The sequence below is a fragment of the Pseudomonas sp. G.S.17 genome, assembly GCF_038096165.1.
GTDB lineage: Bacteria > Pseudomonadota > Gammaproteobacteria > Pseudomonadales > Pseudomonadaceae > Aquipseudomonas.
Map to the genome: position 1 here is coordinate 2105685 of NZ_CP151076.1, position 20292 is coordinate 2125976.

Below are 20292 nucleotides of genomic sequence, written 5' to 3' on the forward strand. Positions count from 1 at the left end.
CTGTTGCAAGGTATTGGAGCCTAGGAGTAGCACGACCCTTTTGGACGAATCGATTTGCGAAGGGTCGGTACATCCAAAATAGATTTAGCGCCTGAAACATTGATTCGCGGACAAGTCCGCTCCCACAGGGGTTCTGCGGTATTCAGTGAACCGGATTTATCCCGGTTCTGCTGGAGGCTTGCCCGCGAATGGGTCTGTCGGCCGACATTTTCGCTGGCTGAGTTGACGCCTTCGCGGGCAAGCCTCGCTCCAACGAAACCGAGCCTTTAGCTGTTGATTTTCGCTTTTCCGTGCCGCGATTTGGCAGACACCGCCAAACGCGCGTCGGGAGGCTGAGTGGAGGTGTCGTGGTGGGGTGCGCTCGGCATGGATGCCGAGCGAGCGCCGTTGGGCCAAGGATGGCCCGTCGGCGCGTCGCCCCACCACGGCACCGGAGCGAAGGAACCGCCGCGAAGCGGGGGCCGGACGTCAGCGCAAAATGGTTTCCCCCCTTTGCCGAAACAAAGGGGGTCGACCGTCAGGGCGAAACCTGATTAAGCCGCGCCGCAAATACTGTTGGTGCCACTCGATTCGAAGCGCGGCGCTAAAACAAGTGATGCCTGACTGATTCGCGCTGGCAACATACAAGGAGCGAACTCGTTCGCGAGACGATATTTACCGGGACGCAGGATTAACCCTTCGCCAACAGGTTGGCTCCCACAGATTTAAAGCAACTGCGGCCCTGACCCTTGCTCGCCCAGCTTATCCCCCCAGTTGCGCAGCGGGCAGGCGTCCATCGACAGGCAACCGCAACCGATGCACCCGGTGAGCTGGTCGCGCAGGGCGGTGAGTCGATTGATCCGGTCATCCAGTTCGGTTTTCCATTGCGCGGACAGCTTTTGCCAGTCGGCGGCAGTGGGTGTGCGGCCTTCGGGCAAGGTTTGCAAGGCCGCGTGGATGCTCGCCAACGGCAGCCCCAAACGCTGGGCCACCTTGATCAACGCCACGCGCCGCAGCATTTCCCGGGGATAGCGCCGCTGGTTGCCGGCGTTGCGCTGACTGCTGATCAGGCCCTTGCTTTCGTAAAAGTGCAACGCAGTCACGGCCACGCCGCTGCGGGTCGCCAGTTGGCCGACGGTGAGCTGTCGATTCGGGTTTTTCGGTTTGGCATCGTTCATGGCGATTTGCTGCTTGACCTCTAGTTAACTAGAGGTTTTACCCTTCGAGGCCTGAGTTCGCAATCGACTTTGGTCAAGACAGTGGAGAAATGACATGACGCAACCTGTGAGTCACCGCCTGGTCAATCAGCTTATCGAGTTCACCACCGACTCGCGCCAGCAGTCGGCGTTGGTCGCGGCGCTGCTCGATCAGGTCGAGCGTTTCACCTGCACCTACCCGGGTTTTATCAGCGCCACTGTTCAGGCCAGCGACGACGGCCAGCGCGTGCTCAATCAGGTGTTGTGGCAATCAAGGACGGCCAGTGAAGAAGCCCTGCGCAATGCCGAGCAGGACTTCACGGCGTTCCTGCGCGAACACCGAGTAACCGCAGTCAACTTCAACGCCTATCAAGTGCTGGGCCGTGTCACCCCGACCCGCTAGGCCAGGGCGCGGGTCAGACCGAGAGCTGCATCAACCGGTCACCCTGCAGGTTTTCACCGGGGCGGCGTTTGTTGACGGCCAATTCGCCGATATTGATCAGGCGGGTGCGGGTGACGTTGCGGCTCAGGCCCAACAACGCGGCGGTGTGCACCTGATTGCAGTGGCTGAAACGATAGGCCGCGCGCAGTAACGCGTCCTCGACCTTTTCATGCAGCGCGCCGGCCTGTTCTTCGAACAGCTTCTGGAACGCCCGGTTCAGCAGGGCGTCAGCCGAGTCGTCAAAGGTAGGTGAGTCTTCCTGACGTTCGATACGCAGGTTGGACAAGCGCAGATCGTCACGCTGAATCACGCCATCGCGACACACCAGCAAAGTGTGATGGATGACGTTTTCCAGTTCGCGAATGTTGCCCGGCCAGCTGTAGCTTTTGAGTTTTTGCTCGGCTTCGCTGCTCAGACGAATTGAACCGTAGCCAAGGCGGCGGCTGTAAGCCTCGATGAAATGCCGGGTCAGGGGCAGGATATCGCCGGGACGTTCGCGCAACGGTTGCAGTTCCAGATTGACCACATCCAGCCGGTAATACAGGTCCTCGCGGAAATGCCCGGCGTTGATGGCCTTTTCCAACTGCACATTGGTGGCGGCCAGCACCCGAACGTTGATCGGAATGCTCTTGCGCGACCCCAGACGCACCACTTCGCGTTCTTGCAGCACGCGCAGCAACTTGACCTGGATCGGCATCGGCAAATCGCCGATTTCATCGAGGAACAAGGTGCCGCCATTGGCTTCTTCGAACCAGCCCGCCTTGGCACTGAGGGCGCCGGTGAAGGCACCTTTTTCATGGCCGAACAGCTCGGCCTCGACCAGCGATTCGGAAAAAGCCCCGCAATTCACCGCAACGAAAGGCTGATTGCGCCGCTCGCTCAGATTATGGATATGCCGCGCCACCAATTCCTTGCCGGTGCCGGTTTCGCCAATGATCAACACGCTGGCATCACTCGGCGCCACTTGCTGCAAATGCGCGAGCAAGGCTTTGGATTTCGGGTCTTCGAACACCTGCGCGGTGGCGCGAATCGAGGTGGCCAGTGCCGGGTTGGGGGGCAACGTCAGTAACTGCATAGGGTTCACTTCTGCGGTGGCAGATCGTTGGCGATCATTTCGCCGAACGGTCCAGTCAGGTTGGTGATGCCGCGTCCGGCCAGGCTGCGGTACGGTTCCGGCAACAACGGGAAGACCAGTTCGGCGAAGCGATAGGCTTCTTCCAGATGCGGATAACCCGAGAAAATGAAGCTCTCGATGCCCAGGTCGGCGTATTCCTTGATGCGCTCGGCCACTTCCTGAGGGTTGCCCACCAACGCCGTGCCCGCACCGCCACGCACCAGACCGACCCCGGCCCACAGGTTCGGGGCGATTTCCAGGTTGTCGCGACGGCCGTCGTGCAAGGCCGCCATGCGCCGTTGGCCTTCGGAATCAAAGCGCGAGAAAGACTTCTGCGCAGCGGCGATGGTTTCGTCGCTGATGTGCTCGATCAGTTTGCTGGCGGCTTGCCAGGCTTCGGCGCTGGTCTCGCGTACGATCACGTGCAGGCGAATGCCGAACTTCACGGTGCGACCTTTGCGTGCCGCGCGTTCACGGACATCGGCCAGTTTTTCCGCAACCGCAGCCGGCGGTTCGCCCCAGGTCAGGTAAACGTCCACTTGCTCGGCGGCCAGATCGTGGGCGGCCTCGGAAGAACCGCCGAAGTACAACGGCGGGTAGGGTTTCTGGATCGGCGGATACAGCGCCTTGGCGTTCTGCACGCGCAGGTGCTTGCCTTCGAAATCCACGGCTTCGCCTTGCAGCACCCGACGCCAGATCTGCAGGAATTCGTCAGTGACTTCGTAGCGCTCGCTGTGATCGAGGAAGCTGCCGTCGCCACGGTTTTCGTCCGGATCACCGCCGGTCACGACGTTGATCAACAGACGACCGCCCGACAAGCGATCCAGGGTCGCCGCCATACGCGCCGATACCGTTGGGGAAATGATCCCCGGGCGGATCGCCACCAGGTATTTCAAGCGTTCGGTCAGCGGCACCAGTGCCGAAGCGATCACCCACGAGTCTTCGCAGGAGCGCCCGGTGGGAATCAACACGCCGTGGTAACCGAGGTCGTCAGCGGCTTGGGCCACCTGTTTCAGGTAATTCAACGTGACCGGTCGCGCGCCTTTGCTGGTGCCCAGGTAGTGGCCGTCGCCGTGGGTTGGAAGAAACCAGAAAACATCCATGACAAATCCTTCAAGTGTTCGGGCGGGTGCTGTACCTGTTGAACAGCTGTTGCTCAGGCAGCAGTAGGGGTCCAGTTATAAAGGGCCTGGTTTATTCCGCAAAATAACGTATATCCATATTTTTAGACCTCAAAGGTATAACGGTTGGCCGCCGGGCCTGGAGCGCTGCGGGTTGAAGGCCCTGTGCACCGCTGTTTGCCTATATCCTCGCTCGATCTACTCCGATCTACTTTTTGAGACTTGCGCTCATGCTGCACAAAAACCTTATCCGCCGTCTGGACCTGATTACCCTGCAAGTGTTTGTCGCGGTGCATGAAGAAGGCACCTTGACCCGAGCTGCGGCGCGGGAGGCGATTGCGGTTTCGGCGGCGAGCAAGCGTCTGATGGAGCTGGAGGATGCGCTGGGAATCGGATTGTTTGTGCGCAACGCCAAGGGCATGACCCTCACGGCTGCCGGGGAAACCTTGCTGCATCACGCCCGCCGCATGTTGTTCGACGTGGAAAAGATGGGCATGGAACTGGGCGAACACGTGCAAGGGCTGCGTGGTTACGTGCGCATGCAGGCCAATCTCTCGGCGATTATTCAGTTTCTGCCCGAGGACCTGCATGAGTTCATCGCCTGCCACGCTCAGGTCAAGGTCGATCTGGAAGAGCGGCCCAGCACCGGCGTGGTTCAGGGTGTGATCGATGGCATCGCAGACATCGGCATCTGTTCTGCCGACACCGACACTCACGACCTGTACAGCGTGCCGTATCGCCGCGACAAACTCGTGGTCGTGATGCGGCCCGATCATCCGTTGGCACAGCTGGATCAAGTGGCATTCGTCGATACCCTGGACAGCGATCATATCGGCCTGCACGCCGCCAGTTCGATCCATATGCGTACCCAGGCAGCGGCCCGGTCAGCGGGTCGTGTGCTGCGCCTGCGTATCCATGTGCCCGGTTTCGACGCCGTGTGCCGCATGGTTCAGGCCGACATGGGCATCGGCATTCTGCCGCTCAAGGCTTTTGAATTGTTTGGTCGCGCACTTGGCCTCACAGCCGTCGCGCTGAACGACGACTGGTCCGAGCGCACGCTGGTCTTGGTCACTCGTGAGCATGACGCGCTGGCCCCGGTGAGCCGAATGCTGTTTGAGCATTTGCGTGGTCTTGAAAACTGATGGTGCCGCTGCTGTCCTGTTGGAGCGAGGCTTGCCCGCGAATCGGCTGTAGGAGCGACCGTAGGAGCGACTTTAGTCGCGAGAGCGTCAATTGCCCTCCCGGCTAAAGCCGGTCCTACACCAATCCTCGCTCCAACGAATTGCATTTCAGGCCGCAATGTCAGTCAACCGAGCTGGCCGTTCGCGTTTCGCGAACGACCTTTGCCAACTGAAGGTTGGATTTATCCGCGCCCGGTCCTCTACGCTGGGCCCATATTCCAAGAACAAAAGAGGTAACTACCATGACTGCCCCTCTGAATGGCATCCGCGTCATTGAAATCGGCACCTTGATCGCCGCGCCGTTTGCCGCGCGGCTGATGGCCGAATTCGGTGCCGAGGTAATCAAGATCGAGGCCATGGGGCAGGGTGATCCTCTTCGCAAATGGCGAAAACTCCATGAAGGCACGTCCTTGTGGTGGTACCTGCAGTCGCGCAACAAGAAATCCCTCGCGCTGAACCTGAAATCCCCCGAAGGCATCGCCATCGTCAAGCAGCTGGCCGAAAGCACCGACGTGCTGATCGAGAACCTGCGCCCCGGTGCCCTGGAAAAGCTCGGTCTGGGCTGGGACGTGCTGCATGCCCTGAACCCCAAACTGACCCTGGTGCGTATTTCCGGTTACGGCCAGACCGGCCCTTATCGTGATCGCCCGGGCTTCGGTGCAATCGGCGAGGCCATGGGCGGGATTCGCTACACCACCGGCACGCCGGGCACGCCACCGGCGCGGGTCGGCGTCAGCCTCGGCGATTCTCTGGCGTCGATGCATGCGGTGATGGGCGCATTGATGGCCTTGCTGCGGGTCAAGACCGGGCAGGGCGATGGGCAAATTGTCGATGTGTCCCTGGCCGAAAGCGTATTCAACGTGATGGAAAGTCTGGTGCCGGAGTACGACATGCTCGGTCACATTCGGGAGCGCAGCGGCGGCGCCTTGCCTGGCATTGCGCCGTCCAACACCTATCCCACCGCCGATGGCGCTTATGTGGTCATCGCCGGCAACAGCGACCCGATCTTCAAGCGCCTGATGCTGGCTATCGGACGCGGCGATTTGGGAGAAAACCCGGAATTCGCCCACAACGACGGGCGTGCCGCACAGTGTGCGCTGCTCGACGAGGCAATCAGCGTCTGGTCTTCCAGCCTGCCCATTGAAGAGGTGCTGCGCGTGTTGGAGCAGGCTGAAGTGCCTGCCGGGCGGATCTACAACGTCGCCGACATCGTGGCCGATCCGCATTATCAGGCGCGGGGCATGATCCTCGACGCCGAGTTGCCTGGCGGTGCCGCAGTGAAAATGCCCGGCATCGTACCCAAACTTTCGGAAACCCCCGGCGCAGTGAATTGGCAAGGCCCGAGCCTGGGCCAGCACACCGACAGCGTGCTCGACAGCCTGGGCATCACCGCTGCCGACATCCAACGTCTCAAGCAGGAAGGAGTGGTGCAATGATCACTGACTTTTCCGAGCGTCTGATCGTCCAGGAAGTTGCCCCACGGGACGGCTTGCAGATTGAGCCGAAGTGGGTCGAAACCGCCGACAAGATCGCGTTGATTGATCAGCTGTCGCTGGCAGGGTTTTCCCGGATCGAAGCAGGATCTTTCGTTTCTCCCAAGGCGATTCCGGCCCTGCGCGACGGCGATGAAGTGTTTCGTGGCATTCGTCGTCAGGCGGGCGTCACCTACGTGGCGCTGATTCCCAACCTCAAGGGCGCGCAACGTGCGCTGGATGCGGGCGCCGATGAGCTCAATCTGGTGATGTCCGCCAGCCAGACGCACAACCTGGCGAACATGCGGATGCGTTGCGAGCAATCCCTTGCAGCATTTGGCGATGTGGTGGCGATAACTCGCGGTACGGCGCTGAGCCTCAATGGCTCGATCGCCACCACCTTTGGTTGCCCGTTCGAAGGGCCGATCAACGAAGACCGGGTGCTGCAAATCGTCGACGCGTACCTGGAACTGGGCATGCAAGGCATCAGCCTGGCGGACACCACCGGCATGGCCAATCCACGTCAGGTCCATCGCCTGGTCCAGCGGGTTTTGACCCGGGTTCCGGCGGCGGCGTTGACCTTGCACTTTCATAACACTCGAGGTCTTGGCCTGAGCAATGTCCTGGCCGCGTATGAGACTGGCGCGCGACGATTCGATGCATCCCTCGGCGGCCTCGGCGGTTGCCCGTTCGCGCCCGGTGCATCCGGAAATATATGCACCGAGGACCTGGTGAACATGTGTGAGGAAATGGGTATCAAGACCGGGATCGATTTGCCGCACCTCTTGAAACTTTCCCGGCAGTTGCCGGACCTGCTGGGCCATGAAATGCCCGGTCAGGTCGCCAAGGCAGGGCGCAACAGCGACCTGCATCCAGCGCCGACCAACCTGCCGGGTTGAGTCGACGCAATACCGCTTGAACGGGGCTAATACCCCTTCCTACCAGACAACAAAAACAAACGGCCTCCTTTGAAGGGGCCGCCTGGAGACACGCACATGACCGTTTCTGTTTTGAACGCGGGCAGTACGCCCGCGCAGATCGCCGACGCCGAGAAATCGCTGGTTCGCAAAGTGGCATGGCGACTGATGCCGCTGATCATGGTGTGCTACCTGTTCGCATTTTTCGATCGCATCAATATCAGCTTCGCCAAGTTTCAGTTGCAGGCGGACCTCAGCCTCAGCGATACCGCTTATGGTCTGGGCGCCGGGCTGTTCGTGGTCGGTTATGTGCTGTTCGAAGTGCCGAGCAACATCATGCTCTACAAGGTCGGCGCGCGGCGCTGGATCGCCCGGATCATGATGTCGTGGGGTGTCGCGACGGCCTTGATGGTGTTCGTCAACACTGAATGGCAGTTCTACGCGCTGCGTTTTGTGATCGGCGCCATGGAAGCCGGTTTCGCCCCCGGCGTTTTGTATTACCTGACCTTGTGGTTCCCGCAGACCTACCGTGGGCGGATCACCTCGATCCTGTTCCTGGCTTCGGCGTTCGCCGGATTGGTCGGCGCGCCGGTCTCCGGACTGGTACTGGGGCACATGGACGGCCTGCTCGACATGCGCGGCTGGCATTGGCTGTTTCTGTTGGGCGGCTTGCCGTGCATCGGCCTGGGCTTGTTGGTACTGCTGGTGCTCAAGGACAAAATCGCCGATGCCCATTGGCTGACTTCTGCAGAAAAAACCTACCTCTCCAGCCGCATCGCCCAGCATGAACCGCACAAACATGGCGGCTCGCTGCTGAGCGCGCTGAAGATGCCCGGCTTCCTCATGCTGGGGCTGATTTACTTCCTGATTCAGGTGGCGTCCTACGGCCTGAATTTCTGGGCACCGCAGCTGATCCGCAGCGCAGGCACGGAAAGCCCGGTGGTGATCGGCTTGCTGACCGCAATTCCGTACATCTTCGGCGCGATCAGCATGGTGGTGGTCGGTCGTCTGTCCGACTCCAGCGGCGAACGGCGCAAATATGTGTGCGGGCTGGTCGTCCTCGGTGCCGTGGGTTTCTTCAGCGCCGGCATTTTCGCCCAGCATACGGTGTTCCTGATCATCTCCCTGGCTATGCTCGGCGCAGGCATCGTCGCCTCGATCCCGGCGTTCTGGACCTTGCCTCCAAAACTGCTGGCTGGCGCGGGTGCCGGTGCTGCCGGGGGCATCGCCCTGATCAACACCCTGGGCCAGTTCGGCGGCATCGTCAGTCCGGTGATGGTCGGGCGCATCAAAGACCTGACCGGCAGCACCACGCCAGCGCTCTACGTCATCGGCGTCTCCAGCCTGCTCGCCGCCGCGCTATTGCTGTGGGGGTTGCCAGCGAAGTTGCGGACGCTGGATAAGAGTGAGGGCTAGCGATTCGAGTTATAAAGACCAAACCCGCTCCGGCGGGTTTTTTCTTGTCTGCGACGCCCGTCGTCCCTGCGAAACTTTTGCCGCGCCGCTCCTGTCACTTTTAAACACCTCAGACAGGGAATCAGGCGATGGCAAGGGCAATCTGGAAAGGCGCGATCAGTTTTGGGCTGGTGCATATTCCCGTCGCGCTGGTGTCGGCGACTTCTTCGCAAGGCGTTGATTTTGACTGGCTCGACAAGCGCAGCATGGAGCCGGTGGGCTACAAACGCATCAACAAGGTCACCGGCAAGGAGATGACCAAGGAAGACATCGTCAAGGGCGTGCAGTACGAGAAGGGCCAATACGTGGTCCTGAGCGAAGAAGAAATTCGCGCGGCGCATCCCAAGTCGACCCAGACCATCGAAATCTTCGGTTTCGTCGACAGCGAGCAGATCCCTCTGCAACACATCGAAACCCCGTATTTTCTCGCGCCGGACAAGCGCGGCGAAAAGGTCTATGCGTTGCTTCGCGAAACCCTGAATGAAACCAAGAAAGTCGCCCTGGCCAATGTGGTGCTGCACACCCGTCAGCATCTGGCGGCAGTGATGCCGCTTGAGTCGGCGATGGTTCTGGTGATCCTGCGCTGGCCCTCGGAAGTGCGTGGCCTGGACACGCTCGAACTGACCGATGCGGTGACTGACGTCAAACTCAGCAAGGCGGAGCTGAACATGGCCAAGCGTCTTGTGGAAGACATGAGTGCTGACTGGCAGCCAGAGGATTATCGCGACACCTTCCAGGACCAGATCATGCATCTGGTGGAAACCAAGGCGCGCGAAGGCAAACTCGAAACCGTGGAAACCGATACCGAAGACACCGAACGCAAAAGCGCTGACGTCATCGATCTTACCGAGCTGCTCAAGCGCAGTCTGGCGGGTAAAAGCGCGGGCAATAAAAGCGCCGCCAAACCGGCCGGCAAAGCGACCTCCAAAACAGCCGCCGAGGCGCCCGCCAAGCGCCGTGCCCCGGCGCGCAAGAAAACCACCAAGGCTTCCTGACAGCAAGCTGGAGGATCGACCATGGCCAAGCCGGTGAGTGAATACGCACGCAAGCGCGACTTCGACATCACTTCCGAGCCAAGGGAGTCGCCTGCCCGCGGCAATAGCAAGGAAAAGGGCAGGAACGCCGCGAAGGCGTTGAGCTTTGTCATTCACAAGCACGATGCACGCAGTCTGCATTACGATTTTCGCCTTGAGCTGGGCGGCACGCTCAAAAGCTGGGCCGTCCCGAAAAGGCCCGAGCCTCGATCCGGCCAACAAGCGCCTGGCGGTGCAGGTTGAAGATCATCCGTTGGGTTACGCCAGTTTCGAAGGCCGCATTCCCGAAGGACAATACGGCGCAGGAGATGTGATCGTCTGGGATCGGGGGATCTGGCAACCGCACGGCGATCCTCGTGACACCTACAAGCAGGGCAAGCTCAAGTTCACGCTGATCGGGGAAAAGCTGACCGGCGACTGGACGCTGGTCCGCACCCGGCTCAAGGGCAGCAGCGACAAGCCGCAGTGGCTGCTGATCAAGGAAAAGGATCGGGTTGCCCGCTCTGGTGATGAATACGACATCGTTCAGGATCAGCCGCAAAGTGTGGTGAGCGGCGCGTTGGTGGGCACGGAAAAATCAGCCGAACATCCACCCGGACAGCCAGCCAAAGCCAAGCGCAAAACGTCCACTGCTTCGCCGAATAAGGCAGCCAATGCAAAACCAGCTAAATCAGCAAAAACCGCATCGATGTGGCGGGCGTCAGCATCAATCATCCAGACCGGGTGATCGACGCCGAAAGCGGCATCCACAAAGCGGACCTGGCCTATTATTACGAAACCGTCGCCGACTGGATCCTGCTGCATTTGAAAAAGCGGCCGGTGGCCTTGCTGCGCTGCCCCGAAGGTGTGGAGGGTGAACAGTTTTTCCAGAAACACTCCGAGCGCCTGAAAATTCCGAATATCAAACAGCTCAAGCCTGGGCTGGACCCCGGTCATGCGCAGTTGATGGAAATCGACACGGTGCAGGCTCTGGTGGGCGCAGCGCAGATGGGCATGATCGAACTGCATCGCTGGGGCTATGGAATGTCAGCAACCTGCAGGAACGTCTGAGTACCCTGAAGTCCGACCCGTGGGCCGGTTACCAGAATCGTCAGCGCATCACCAGGAAAATGTGGGCGCTGCTGGGGCACAAGCCCTAGCCAATACGCGTCTGCCAGGCCTTCCTTACCTGAGCGGGCTATGCAGCTGGTGAGTATCGGTCTGCTCCGCTGGATAGAACTCACCCTGCATGTCCATTTGCGCCAGGCGCTGGCGCACGGCGTCTTCGACGCTGCGGATCGTGGCCTGGTCCTCGATATCGTCCACACTCAGCCATAAACGATTGACGTTCTGACCATGGGTGCCTTCGCTCATCATGTCGTGGGTAAACAGCTGCTCGCCGCGCCACAGGCACAGCCTGGCTTGCAGAGGATCGTTTTCCAGCGGCGCTGGCGATGACGAAAGCCAGATTTCGTTGATCATGCGCAGATCAACAGTGGCCAGTTGCTCGGGGGAAATGACGGTGCCCATAGGGTATTGGCTCTTGATGACTGATGCAGGTCTGACGTGTGTGTCCGGCAGTCGTTCAAACCGCCTGGCCCGTTCCGGACGAACGCCTTTTGAACCGACCCGGCCAGGCACGGTCGATCAATCAATAGCCGCGCAGGAGCGTCGCGATGCCGATCCACGGATCTTTGCACTGCTCAAAGCGGCAGTGCAGTGTTATTGGGCGTTGCGTGAGCCGGGAGGAAAAGTACAAGGCCAAGAATGTCATCGAAACCGTGGTGTACCGGGGCGGAGATGCCGCGAGTGGCTGGCTGTCCGTTGGATTGACGGCGCTGGGTGCGTGTTTCGGGCTATTGGTTATCGTGCCCTTTGTCGGGCTTTGGGCCTGGCTGTGTTTCAGGCTGGCAAAGCAACAGGCGCAACGGGCGACGACGAACGACAGATAAGGGGAAACGCATGTCCGACCCTGCTGTTTTCACACGCCGAAGAATTCTCACGCTGGCGGCTGGCCTATCGGCGGCTTTCGCGTTCGATACGGCAGCTGGCGAGTCCAGGCCACCGACCATGCCTTCGCCGACTTCACCTTCGACCTTGCCGACAGGAGCCAGAAAAATGCTGACCCGAGCCATTCCCTCCAGCAACGAGCCGCTGCCTATCGTCGGTTTGGGCACGTATCGCGGTTTTGATGTGGCCACTTTGAGCGCGGCCTATAAAAGCCTGCCGGCCGTGATTGATGCGCTGTTCGCCGCTGGCGGCACGCTGATCGACAGCTCGCCCATGTACGGTCGCGCAGAACAGTCCACTGGCGAGCTATTGTCCATTCATCAACCTCGCTCGCCTGCATTTCTCGCCACCAAGGTCTGGACGCGCGGTCGCAAGGAGGGGATCGCGCAGATGGAGGAGTCGTTCAGGTTGCTGCGCACCGAGCGCATCGACTTGATGCAGATTCACAACCTGCTCGACTGGAAAACCCATCTACCGACCCTGCGTCAGTGGAAAGAAGAAGGCCGCATTCGCTACATCGGCATCACCCATTACACGTCGTCGGCGTATGCCGATGTCGAAGCGGTGCTCAAGGCTGAACAACTGGATTTTCTGCAGATCAACTACGCGCTGGACGACCGGGCCGCCGAGACGCGTCTATTGCCCCTTTGCCGGGAGCGCGGCGTCGCGGTGATCTGCAATCGGCCGTTCGGCGGCGGAGGTTTGCTGGGCCGACTCAAGGACAAACCGTTACCGGGCTGGGCGGCGCAGGTTGAAGTGACGAGTTGGGCGCAGTTGGCACTCAAGTTTCTGCTCGCCCATTTGGCGGTTACCTGCGTCATTCCGGGCACTGGCAATCCGCGTTATATGGCGGAAAACGCCGGTGCCGGATTCGGCCCGATGCTGACCGATGCCCAGCGGCAGCAGTTGATTGCGTTGGTGGGCGCATAGATGCTCTGTAGGAGACCCCCATCGTCCGGCACCCGTTGGAGCGAGGCTTGCCCGCGAACCAGACGCCTCGGTGACCCTGTTCTACCGCGTTATCGTTCTTCGCGGGCAAGCCTCGCTCCAACGAGCATTTCAATTCGACGGTTGTGTGTTGTTGATGAGAGCCAATTTGTTGGCTCCCACAACCTCTAGCGATTCACCACCTTCGCCGGCAACGCCACCACCAGCAAGCTGCTCAGAACCAGGCACACAGCGAAAAACCACATCACACCAGCGCTGCTGCCAGTGACGTCCATGGCGATGCCCATCAGTGAATTACTCACCAGGCCGGCGATGTTCGCCAATGAGCAGGCCAGGGCAAACCCGGTTGCGGCGGCGCGGCCTTTGAGAAAGGTCGCCGGCAGGCTGAAGAACGCTGGCAACGCGCCGAATATTCCTGCTGAGGCGATCGCGAACAGCAGCACGGTTGCCACTACGTCGTGGGTGAAAAAGGTGCTGCCGGCCATGGCCGCCGCGCCAATCAGGTACGGCACAATGATGTGCCAGCGCCGTTCCCGATGCCGGTCCGAACTGGCGCCGATAAACAGCATGCCCAGTAGCGCGGCAATGCTCGGCAGCGCGGTCAGCACACCGATATGGAAGGTTTCAGTCACGCCCGCATTGCGGATGAACGTCGGCATCCAGAAACCCATGGCGTAGGCGCTGAGCAGCATCGAGAAGTCGATGCCGCCGAGCATCCAGACCTTGAGATTGAAGAAGCCGTCGCGAAAGCTGTATTTGCTGCCCTTTTCATGGGCAGCATCCAGGGCCAGTTCGCTTTCCAGCAGGCGCTTTTCCGTGTCATCCAGCCAGCGGGCCTGACGATGATTGTTCGGCAGCAGCCAGAAGGCCAGCACCCCCAACAGCACGCTCGGCACCGCTTCAAGCAGAAACAGCCATTGCCAGCCGCGCAGCCCGGCGGTCTGGTCGAAGTGGCTCATGATCCAGCCGGATAACGGGCCGCCGATGATGCTCGACAGCGGCAGGCCGAGCATGAACAGCGCAATGATGCGGCCCCGTCGATACGTGGGAAACCAGGTGGTCAGGTAAAACAATACGCCTGGCAGGAAGCCGGCTTCGGCCACGCCCAGCAAAAATCGCAGCACATAGAACTGAGTGGTCGTGGTGACCAGCATCGTGCATGCCGAAAGCAGACCCCAGGTGATCATGATCCGGGCGATCCAGATCCTCGCGCCGATCCGTTCCAGGACCAGATTGCTGGGCACTTCGAACAGGATGTAGCCGACGAAAAACAGTCCGGCGCCCAGACCAAAGGCGGTCTCGCTGAAGTGCAGTTGATCGAGCATCTGCAATTTGGCGAAGCCAATGTTGATCCGGTCCAGGTAGGCGGCCAGATAACAGAAGCACAGGAACGGGATCAGCTTCCAGGTGATTTTTCGATACAGCGCCTTGAAGGGGTCGTTGAGGTCGGTCAATGTGCTTTTTACATCTGCTGGGGGCATGGATTTGTCCTGGAAGCGGCAGGGCTGATCAGTAGGTGGCCGGCGAAGATAGAAGGATTGTTGAACAAATGTGAGGAGAAATGTACTCGTGGTTTGAGTGATCCGTCCTTAAAAGCAGTAGGAAGCGTCTGTAGTAACAATGTTAATACCCGTAAGTAGCGGCTTGAAGCCAGGAAACTCACCCGAAAGCTTGGGCTTGCCGCTCAGGGGCCTGAAAAAATAAAGGGCGATCTGGGTTTAAATAGCGGCTTTCGTCAGATGCTCCATCGCTGCTCATATTTCATGAAGTAACCACTTCACAAACGCCACGGATGGCTTTTTGAAAAGGGAGAGCAATCCATGGGCGAGCCCGTCATGGCACCGGAAAGGACCGTGACCTTGCGGGTCAATGGCCAGACCGCTGCTGTCACCGCCATGCTTGATACACCGCTGTTGCTGGTGTTGCGCAATGACTTGCAACTCAACGGCCCGAAATACGGCTGCGGGTTGGGGGAATGCGGCGCGTGCACGGTGACTATCGACGGGATTGCCGCGCGCGCTTGTGTGTTTCCCCTGAGCGGCGCCCAAGGTCGGGAAATCACCACCCTGGAGGGCCTCGGCAACCGCCAGCGTCCGCATCCGGTGCAACAGGCATTCATCGACGAGCAGGCCGCGCAATGCGGCTACTGCATGAACGGCATGATCATGACCGCCAAGGCGCTGCTTGATCGTATCCCCCAGCCCACGGACGCAGAGATTCGCCAAGAGCTGTCGGGCAATCTCTGCCGCTGCGGCACCCACCTTGAAATACTTCGTGCGGTGCGGCGTGCCGCGCGGCAGACGTCTTGAACGGATCACCCTCATGCCTCAAGCCTTGCTCAACCGTGACCAATTGCTGGCCAAGACCGGCGTGCTGCTGATCATCGACACTATCGAACCGTCCTCGGCGCCGTTGGCCAAAGGCGACGTGTCGGTGCCCAAACCACCCGAGAAGGCGCTGTTCATCGCGGTCAACGATGACGGCCATGTCTATGCATTCAATGGTCATGTCGACCTTGGCACCGGCATTCGCACGGCACTGGCGCAGATCGTTGCCGAAGAGCTGGATGTGGCGCTGGATCAGGTGCGCATGATCCTGGGCGACACCGCCGATGCACCGGATCAGGGGCCGACCATTGCCAGCGCGACCATCCAGCTTGCCGCGATCCCGTTGCGTAATGCCGCAGCAGAAGCGCGCCGCTTTCTGCTGCAACGCGCGGCTGAGCGTCTGGACGTCACGCTTGAATCGTTGAGCATCGACCGTGGCGAGGTGACGGCGGGTGATGGCCGGACGCTGAGTTTTGCCGAGCTGGTAGCGAATGAGCACGACGAGCTGGGCATTTCCGGCACTGCACCGCTGAAAAATGTCGCGGCCTATCGCCTGGTCGGCACGGGCGCGGCGCGGGTGGATATTCCCGGCAAAGCCACTGGCGAGCTGACCTACGTGCATGACATGCGCTTGCCGAACATGCTTCACGGTCGAGTGATTCGTCCGCCTTATGCGGGCCTGGACAGCGGCGACTTCGTTGGCAACAGCCTGCTGGAGGTTGACGAAGCATCGATCGCCCAGGTTCCGGGTGTGGTCCGGGTGGTGGTGATTCGTGATTTTGTCGGCGTGGTTGCGTTGCGCGAAGAACAGGCCGCCAAGGCTGCGCAACTGCTCAAGGTCACCTGGAAGGACTGGAATCACAAGTTGCCGGACATGGCTGATGTTGCCCAGGCGATCCGCGCCAACCCTCGCGTGCAGCGGGTAGTGCTGGATCAGGGCAATATCGAAAACGCACTCGCCCACGCCAGCCAGCGCATGCCGCGTCGCTATGTCTGGCCGTACCAGATGCACGCCTCCATCGGCCCATCGTGCGCGCTGGCGGATTATCAGCCTGCGGGCTTGCGCGTCTGGTCCGGCACGCAGAACCCGCACCTGCTGCGCGCAGACCTGGCCTGGTTGCTGGAATATCCTGAAGAGCGCATCGAGATCATCCGCATGGAAGCTTCCGGTTGTTACGGGCGCAACTGTGCCGATGATGTGAGCGCTGACGCCGCTTTGCTGTCCCGCGCGGTCGGGTTGCCGGTGCGCGTGCAGCTGACTCGCGAACAGGAACATGTCTGGGAACCCAAGGGCGCGGCCCAACTGATGGAAGTCGATGGTGGCCTGAACGCCGACGGCGGGGTGGCCGGTTATGACTTTCACACCAGCTATCCATCCAACGACGCGCCAACTCTGGCGTTGTTGCTGACCGCTCGCGTCGAACCGGTGGCGGCGTTGTTCGAGATGGGCGATCGAACTTCAGTTGCGCCTTATGATTTCGAGCACATGCGAGTCACCATCAACGACATGGCGCCCATGGTCCGCTCGTCATGGATGCGTGGCGTGTCAGCGCTGCCCAACACCTTCGCTCACGAATCCTATATCGATGAGCTGGCCTTCGCGGCGGGGGTTGATCCTGTCGAATATCGTCTGCGTTATCTGCATGACGAGCGCGGCGCGGCACTGGTCAGGGCCACTGCTGCCCGCGCGCAGTGGACGCCACGCAGCGAATCGATGTCGATCCCCGAGCAGGACAACGTGTTGCGCGGACGCGGCTTTGCCTATGCGCGTTATATGCACAGCAAGTTTCCCGGTTCCGGCGCAGCGTGGGCGGCGTGGGTGGCCGACGTTGCGGTGGACAGGCTGAGCGGCGAAGTGACGGTGACGCGCGTGGTGGTGGGGCATGACGCTGGCATGATGATCAATCCGGCGGGAGTGCAGCATCAGATTCACGGCAACGTCATTCAGTCCACCAGCCGCGTGCTCAAGGAACAGGTGACTTTCGAAGCGTCCACGGTCGCCAGCAAGGAGTGGGGCGGTTATCCCATCCTTACTTTTCCCCAGGTGCCGGACATCGATGTGCTGATGATGCCGCGCCAGAACGAGCCGCCGCTGGGCGCGGGGGAGTCGGCAGCCGTGCCCAGCGCGGCGGCCATTGCCAATGCGATCTACGACGCCACCGGAATCCGCTTTCGCGAACTGCCGATCACTGCCGAACGGGTGCTTGCGGCGCTCAAAAGTGCAGAGGCCAAAACCGACGGGCATCCGCCTGCACCTTCGAAAGCCAAACGCTTCAGGGGATTGTTGGGTTCGATGATGTTGGCATTCGGCGCATTACTGGGCAGCGCATCGCCGTGGCGGGCGGAAATCGCGCCGATTGCGCCGCCCAACCCTGGCACTTGGTCAGCCGCTACCCTGGAACGTGGACGCTTGCTGGCGGCGGCGGGGGACTGCGCGGTCTGTCACACCGCGCCGGGCGGGACGAGTAACGCGGGCGGGCGAGCCCTGCAAACACCATTTGGCACCCTTTACACCCGCAACATCACTCCGGACGCGCAAACCGGGATCGGTAACTGGTCGTATCCGGCCTTCGAGCGGGCTATGCGCGAGGGTATCAGTCGCGATGGCAAGCATCTGTACCCGGCGTTCCCCTACACCGCTTTCAGAAATATCAACGATGCCGACATGCAGGCGCTCTATGCCTGGTTGATGGCGCAGCCCCCCGTCAGCCAGCCGCTCAGAAGCAACGAGCTGCGTTATCCGTGGAACCTGCGCCCGTTGCTGGCTGGCTGGAACGCATTGTTTTTGCGCAACGGCGAGTTCCAGGTTCAACCCGATCGCAGCGAGCAGTGGAATCGCGGCGCGTATCTGGTCAACGGCCTGGGGCATTGCGCGGCCTGTCACTCGCCGCGTAATGCGCTGGGCGCGCAGAAGGGCGGTGTGTGGTTTCTGGCTGGCGGCACAGTGGACGGCTGGCAAGCGCCAGCACTTAATGGTCTTTCGCAAGCACCGACGCCCTGGGCCGAGGAGCAACTGTTCACCTACCTGAGCAACGGCTATTCCAAGGCCCATGGCGTGGCGGCCGGACCCATGGGCCCGGTGGTCAGCGAGCTGGCTAAATTGGCCACCACCGACATTCGCGCCATGGCGGTGTATCTGGTTTCGCTGGATGCATCGGCCGTGTCTCAGCCCAAGCCTGGCGATGCATTGATCCCCAAGCCGACGCTGGCGTCATTGAACCGGGGCAAGCGCATTTTCGAAGGAGCCTGTCGGGGTTGTCATGCGGATGGAAAAGGGCCGAAGCTGTTCGGTGTCAGCCCATCACTGGCCCGCAACACCAACCTGCACAGCCGGCAACCCGATAACTTGCTGAAGATCATCCTGGACGGCATTCCGACCCCGGCGACTGCGGATCTGGGTTATATGCCGGGCTTCAAGGACAGTTTGTCCGATACGCAAATCAGCGAGTTGACGGCGTACCTGCGCAACCGCTTCGCGCCGAATCAGCCGCAATGGCCCGGCGTCAGGGAAAAAGTGGCCCATTTACGGGCCAATCCGGGAACGCATTGAACGCTTGACCTGAAATGACTCCGGTTTCACGGACCTACCACCGACAGGTAGGACTTGTCCCCGAAAGTTTCAGGTGCGCCTCACAGGATGCGATACAGCAAGCGCTCGGCACGTACCCGGCTGACCCGACGCAGAAAGGTTCTGACCGCGACCGGATATTCCATCAGGGTATCCAGCTCGTCGTACTTGCCGACGCGCTGGGTGTTGCGCATCAGGCTTTCGATTTCGGCCTGGCGTGCGCTGAGCCATTGACCCTTGGGATCGTCGATCAGCAGCGCGTTTTCCAGGTCCAGATTGAAGGCCCGGGGGTTCAGGTTGTTACCAGTCAGCAAGGTGTAGCGGTCGTCAACCCACATGCCCTTGAGGTGGAAGGTGTTCTCGCCTTCCTTCCACAGGTGCAGGTTCAACTGGTGACGGGCGATGGAGGCTTTATGCTTCTGGGCAAAGCGCCGCAAACTGATCTCGTAGAGATAAGGCAATGCGGAAATGACCTTGAATGGCTCATCAGGCGGGATAAAGAAGTCATTCGCTTTTTTGTCGCCAATGATGATGTCGACCTTTACGCCACGCTTGAGGGCGCGATTGATTTCCCGCGTCACCGCCAGGGGCACGTTGAAATAAGGCGTGCAAATGGTCAGCTGGATTTTACTGGCCGCAATCAATTCGAGAATCGTGCGATTGAGCGGGTTGCGTGGGCCGACTCCCAGCAAGGGAATGATCCGCAACTCACCGTTTTCCACGACGCCGGTTGAAGTGTCGTATACGGCGCGCTTGAGATGGTTGCGAAAGGCACGGATTTCGCTGCGCAGGCTGCGGGACGTCGGCGGCGAAGGCAGGTCCAGGCGATGCACCGCTCCGGAGGGCAGGATGTCGCGCTGCACCATGGCCTGGAAAGCGTCGGCCAGCGGCTTGCTGTCCACCACGTGATAGCGGTCCAGACGGTATTTGTCGAGCTTGTGCAGGTAAACGTTATTGATGCTGGCGCCGCTGTAGATCACGGCGTCATCGATCACGCTGCCTTTCAAGTGCAAGACCCCGAACAGTTCGCGGGTCTGTACCGGCACGCCGTAGATCGGCACTTCCTCGTCATACTCCAGATTCTGCGCCTGATACCAGGTGGAATTGCCCGGCTGGCGTCCCGCGCCGATCAGGCCACGCTGCGCCCGGAACCAATCCACCAGCACCACCACATCCAGCTCGGGCCTGGCGGCTTTGGCGGCGTACAGTGCGTCGAGTATTTCCTGGCCGGCTTCGTCCTGCTGCAAGTACAAGGCGATGATGTAAATACGCCGGGTCGCCGAGGCGATTTTCTCCAGCAGGCAGCGACGGTAATCAGCGGCAGTGGGCAGAATCGTGAGGGCATCGCCGGGCAAGACAAAACCGCGCAGCGCTGCAAGGGTAGAGCGTCGGAAGTTGGACCGCATAAGCCTCTCGAAGGGGTAAACCAACAGCGCACGAGCTTACACCAGAGTCGAGGTCAGGTCGTGGATGCTCTGCCAATGATCGCCAAACCTCAGCTCTCTGGGAGCGAGGCCGGTACATCCGCTGAAGCTCCAAACCAGAACCT

The 20292-nt window shown here is 60.5% G+C and carries 15 protein-coding genes and 2 pseudogenes; 11 read left to right on the top strand and 6 right to left on the bottom strand.

The genetic code is table 11. The annotated features are described in order from the left end of the window. Positions 1–704: 704 nt before the first annotated feature. Positions 705–1157 carry a redox-sensitive transcriptional activator SoxR gene (gene soxR, locus AABC73_RS09670; protein ID WP_341523387.1) on the bottom strand — a complete coding sequence of 151 codons (453 nt, stop codon included), beginning with the start codon at positions 1155–1157 and terminating at the stop codon, positions 705–707. 94 nt (positions 1158–1251) lie between these two features. Between soxR and AABC73_RS09675 the strand changes: the two genes are divergently transcribed. Next, complete coding sequence (locus AABC73_RS09675) at positions 1252–1578, top strand: antibiotic biosynthesis monooxygenase (RefSeq protein WP_341523388.1); 327 nt, start codon at positions 1252–1254, stop codon at positions 1576–1578. A gap of 13 nt (positions 1579–1591) precedes the next feature. Here the strand turns inward: AABC73_RS09675 and AABC73_RS09680 are convergent, their stop codons facing one another. Both AABC73_RS09680 and ssuD read right to left on the bottom strand, forming a co-directional pair. Then, on the bottom strand, positions 1592–2692 hold the full coding sequence (locus tag AABC73_RS09680; RefSeq protein WP_341523389.1) for a sigma-54 dependent transcriptional regulator: 1101 nt from the start codon (positions 2690–2692) through the stop codon (positions 1592–1594). 5 nt (positions 2693–2697) lie between these two features. Beyond that, on the bottom strand, positions 2698–3834 hold the full coding sequence (gene ssuD, locus AABC73_RS09685) for an FMNH2-dependent alkanesulfonate monooxygenase (RefSeq protein ID WP_047573000.1): 1137 nt from the start codon (positions 3832–3834) through the stop codon (positions 2698–2700). 248 nt (positions 3835–4082) lie between these two features. Between ssuD and AABC73_RS09690 the strand changes: the two genes are divergently transcribed. The 6 genes and pseudogenes from AABC73_RS09690 to AABC73_RS09715 form a co-directional block, all read left to right on the top strand. After that, a complete protein-coding gene (locus AABC73_RS09690) occupies positions 4083–4994 on the top strand; it encodes a LysR substrate-binding domain-containing protein (protein WP_341523390.1) in 912 nt (303 codons plus the stop codon). Between the two features lie 281 nt (positions 4995–5275). Beyond that, a complete protein-coding gene (locus AABC73_RS09695) occupies positions 5276–6469 on the top strand; it encodes a CaiB/BaiF CoA-transferase family protein (protein ID WP_341523391.1) in 1194 nt (397 codons plus the stop codon). Further along, entirely contained in the window at positions 6466–7404 is a 939-nt protein-coding gene (locus AABC73_RS09700; protein ID WP_341523392.1) for a hydroxymethylglutaryl-CoA lyase, read from the top strand. Before AABC73_RS09695 ends, AABC73_RS09700 begins: the two co-directional genes overlap by 4 nt. A gap of 96 nt (positions 7405–7500) precedes the next feature. Next, positions 7501–8838 (top strand): MFS transporter, encoded by a 1338-nt coding sequence (locus tag AABC73_RS09705; RefSeq protein WP_331150154.1) that lies wholly within the window; start codon positions 7501–7503, stop codon positions 8836–8838. 128 nt (positions 8839–8966) lie between these two features. Further along, positions 8967–9872 (top strand): Ku protein, encoded by a 906-nt coding sequence (locus AABC73_RS09710; RefSeq protein WP_341523393.1) that lies wholly within the window; start codon positions 8967–8969, stop codon positions 9870–9872. 21 nt (positions 9873–9893) lie between these two features. Beyond that, positions 9894–10928 (top strand): annotated as a pseudogene (locus AABC73_RS09715) (DNA polymerase ligase N-terminal domain-containing protein); the annotation flags it as partial. A 147-nt stretch (positions 10929–11075) separates the two neighbouring features. Here AABC73_RS09715 and AABC73_RS09720 read toward each other — a convergent pair. Then, positions 11076–11420 (bottom strand): hypothetical protein, encoded by a 345-nt coding sequence (locus AABC73_RS09720; protein WP_341523394.1) that lies wholly within the window; start codon positions 11418–11420, stop codon positions 11076–11078. A gap of 163 nt (positions 11421–11583) precedes the next feature. On the opposite strand from AABC73_RS09720, the pseudogene AABC73_RS09725 reads away from it, so the two are divergent. Together AABC73_RS09725 and AABC73_RS09730 are read left to right on the top strand one after the other, a co-directional pair. Continuing rightward, positions 11584–11842: pseudogene (locus AABC73_RS09725) on the top strand (MFS transporter); the annotation flags it as partial. 10 nt (positions 11843–11852) lie between these two features. Continuing rightward, positions 11853–12830, top strand: coding sequence for an aldo/keto reductase (locus tag AABC73_RS09730; RefSeq protein WP_341523395.1), 978 nt, complete (start codon positions 11853–11855; stop codon positions 12828–12830). 185 nt (positions 12831–13015) lie between these two features. On the opposite strand, the gene AABC73_RS09735 is transcribed toward AABC73_RS09730, so the two are convergent. After that, on the bottom strand, positions 13016–14329 hold the full coding sequence (locus tag AABC73_RS09735; RefSeq protein ID WP_341523396.1) for an MFS transporter: 1314 nt from the start codon (positions 14327–14329) through the stop codon (positions 13016–13018). A gap of 339 nt (positions 14330–14668) precedes the next feature. Here AABC73_RS09735 and AABC73_RS09740 point away from each other — a divergent pair, with 339 nt between their 5' ends. Beyond that, the gene (locus tag AABC73_RS09740; RefSeq protein ID WP_341523397.1) at positions 14669–15157 is read left to right on the top strand and encodes a (2Fe-2S)-binding protein; all 489 of its coding nucleotides are present in this window, start codon (positions 14669–14671) and stop codon (positions 15155–15157) included. Positions 15158–15170: 13 nt separating this feature from the next. Continuing rightward, positions 15171–18725: a molybdopterin cofactor-binding domain-containing protein gene (locus tag AABC73_RS09745; protein WP_341523398.1), complete on the top strand. Its 3555-nt coding sequence runs from the start codon at positions 15171–15173 to the stop codon at positions 18723–18725. Positions 18726–18805: 80 nt separating this feature from the next. Here the strand turns inward: AABC73_RS09745 and pssA are convergent, their stop codons facing one another. After that, positions 18806–20149: a CDP-diacylglycerol--serine O-phosphatidyltransferase gene (gene pssA / locus AABC73_RS09750; protein ID WP_341523399.1), complete on the bottom strand. Its 1344-nt coding sequence runs from the start codon at positions 20147–20149 to the stop codon at positions 18806–18808. Positions 20150–20292 lie beyond the last annotated feature (143 nt).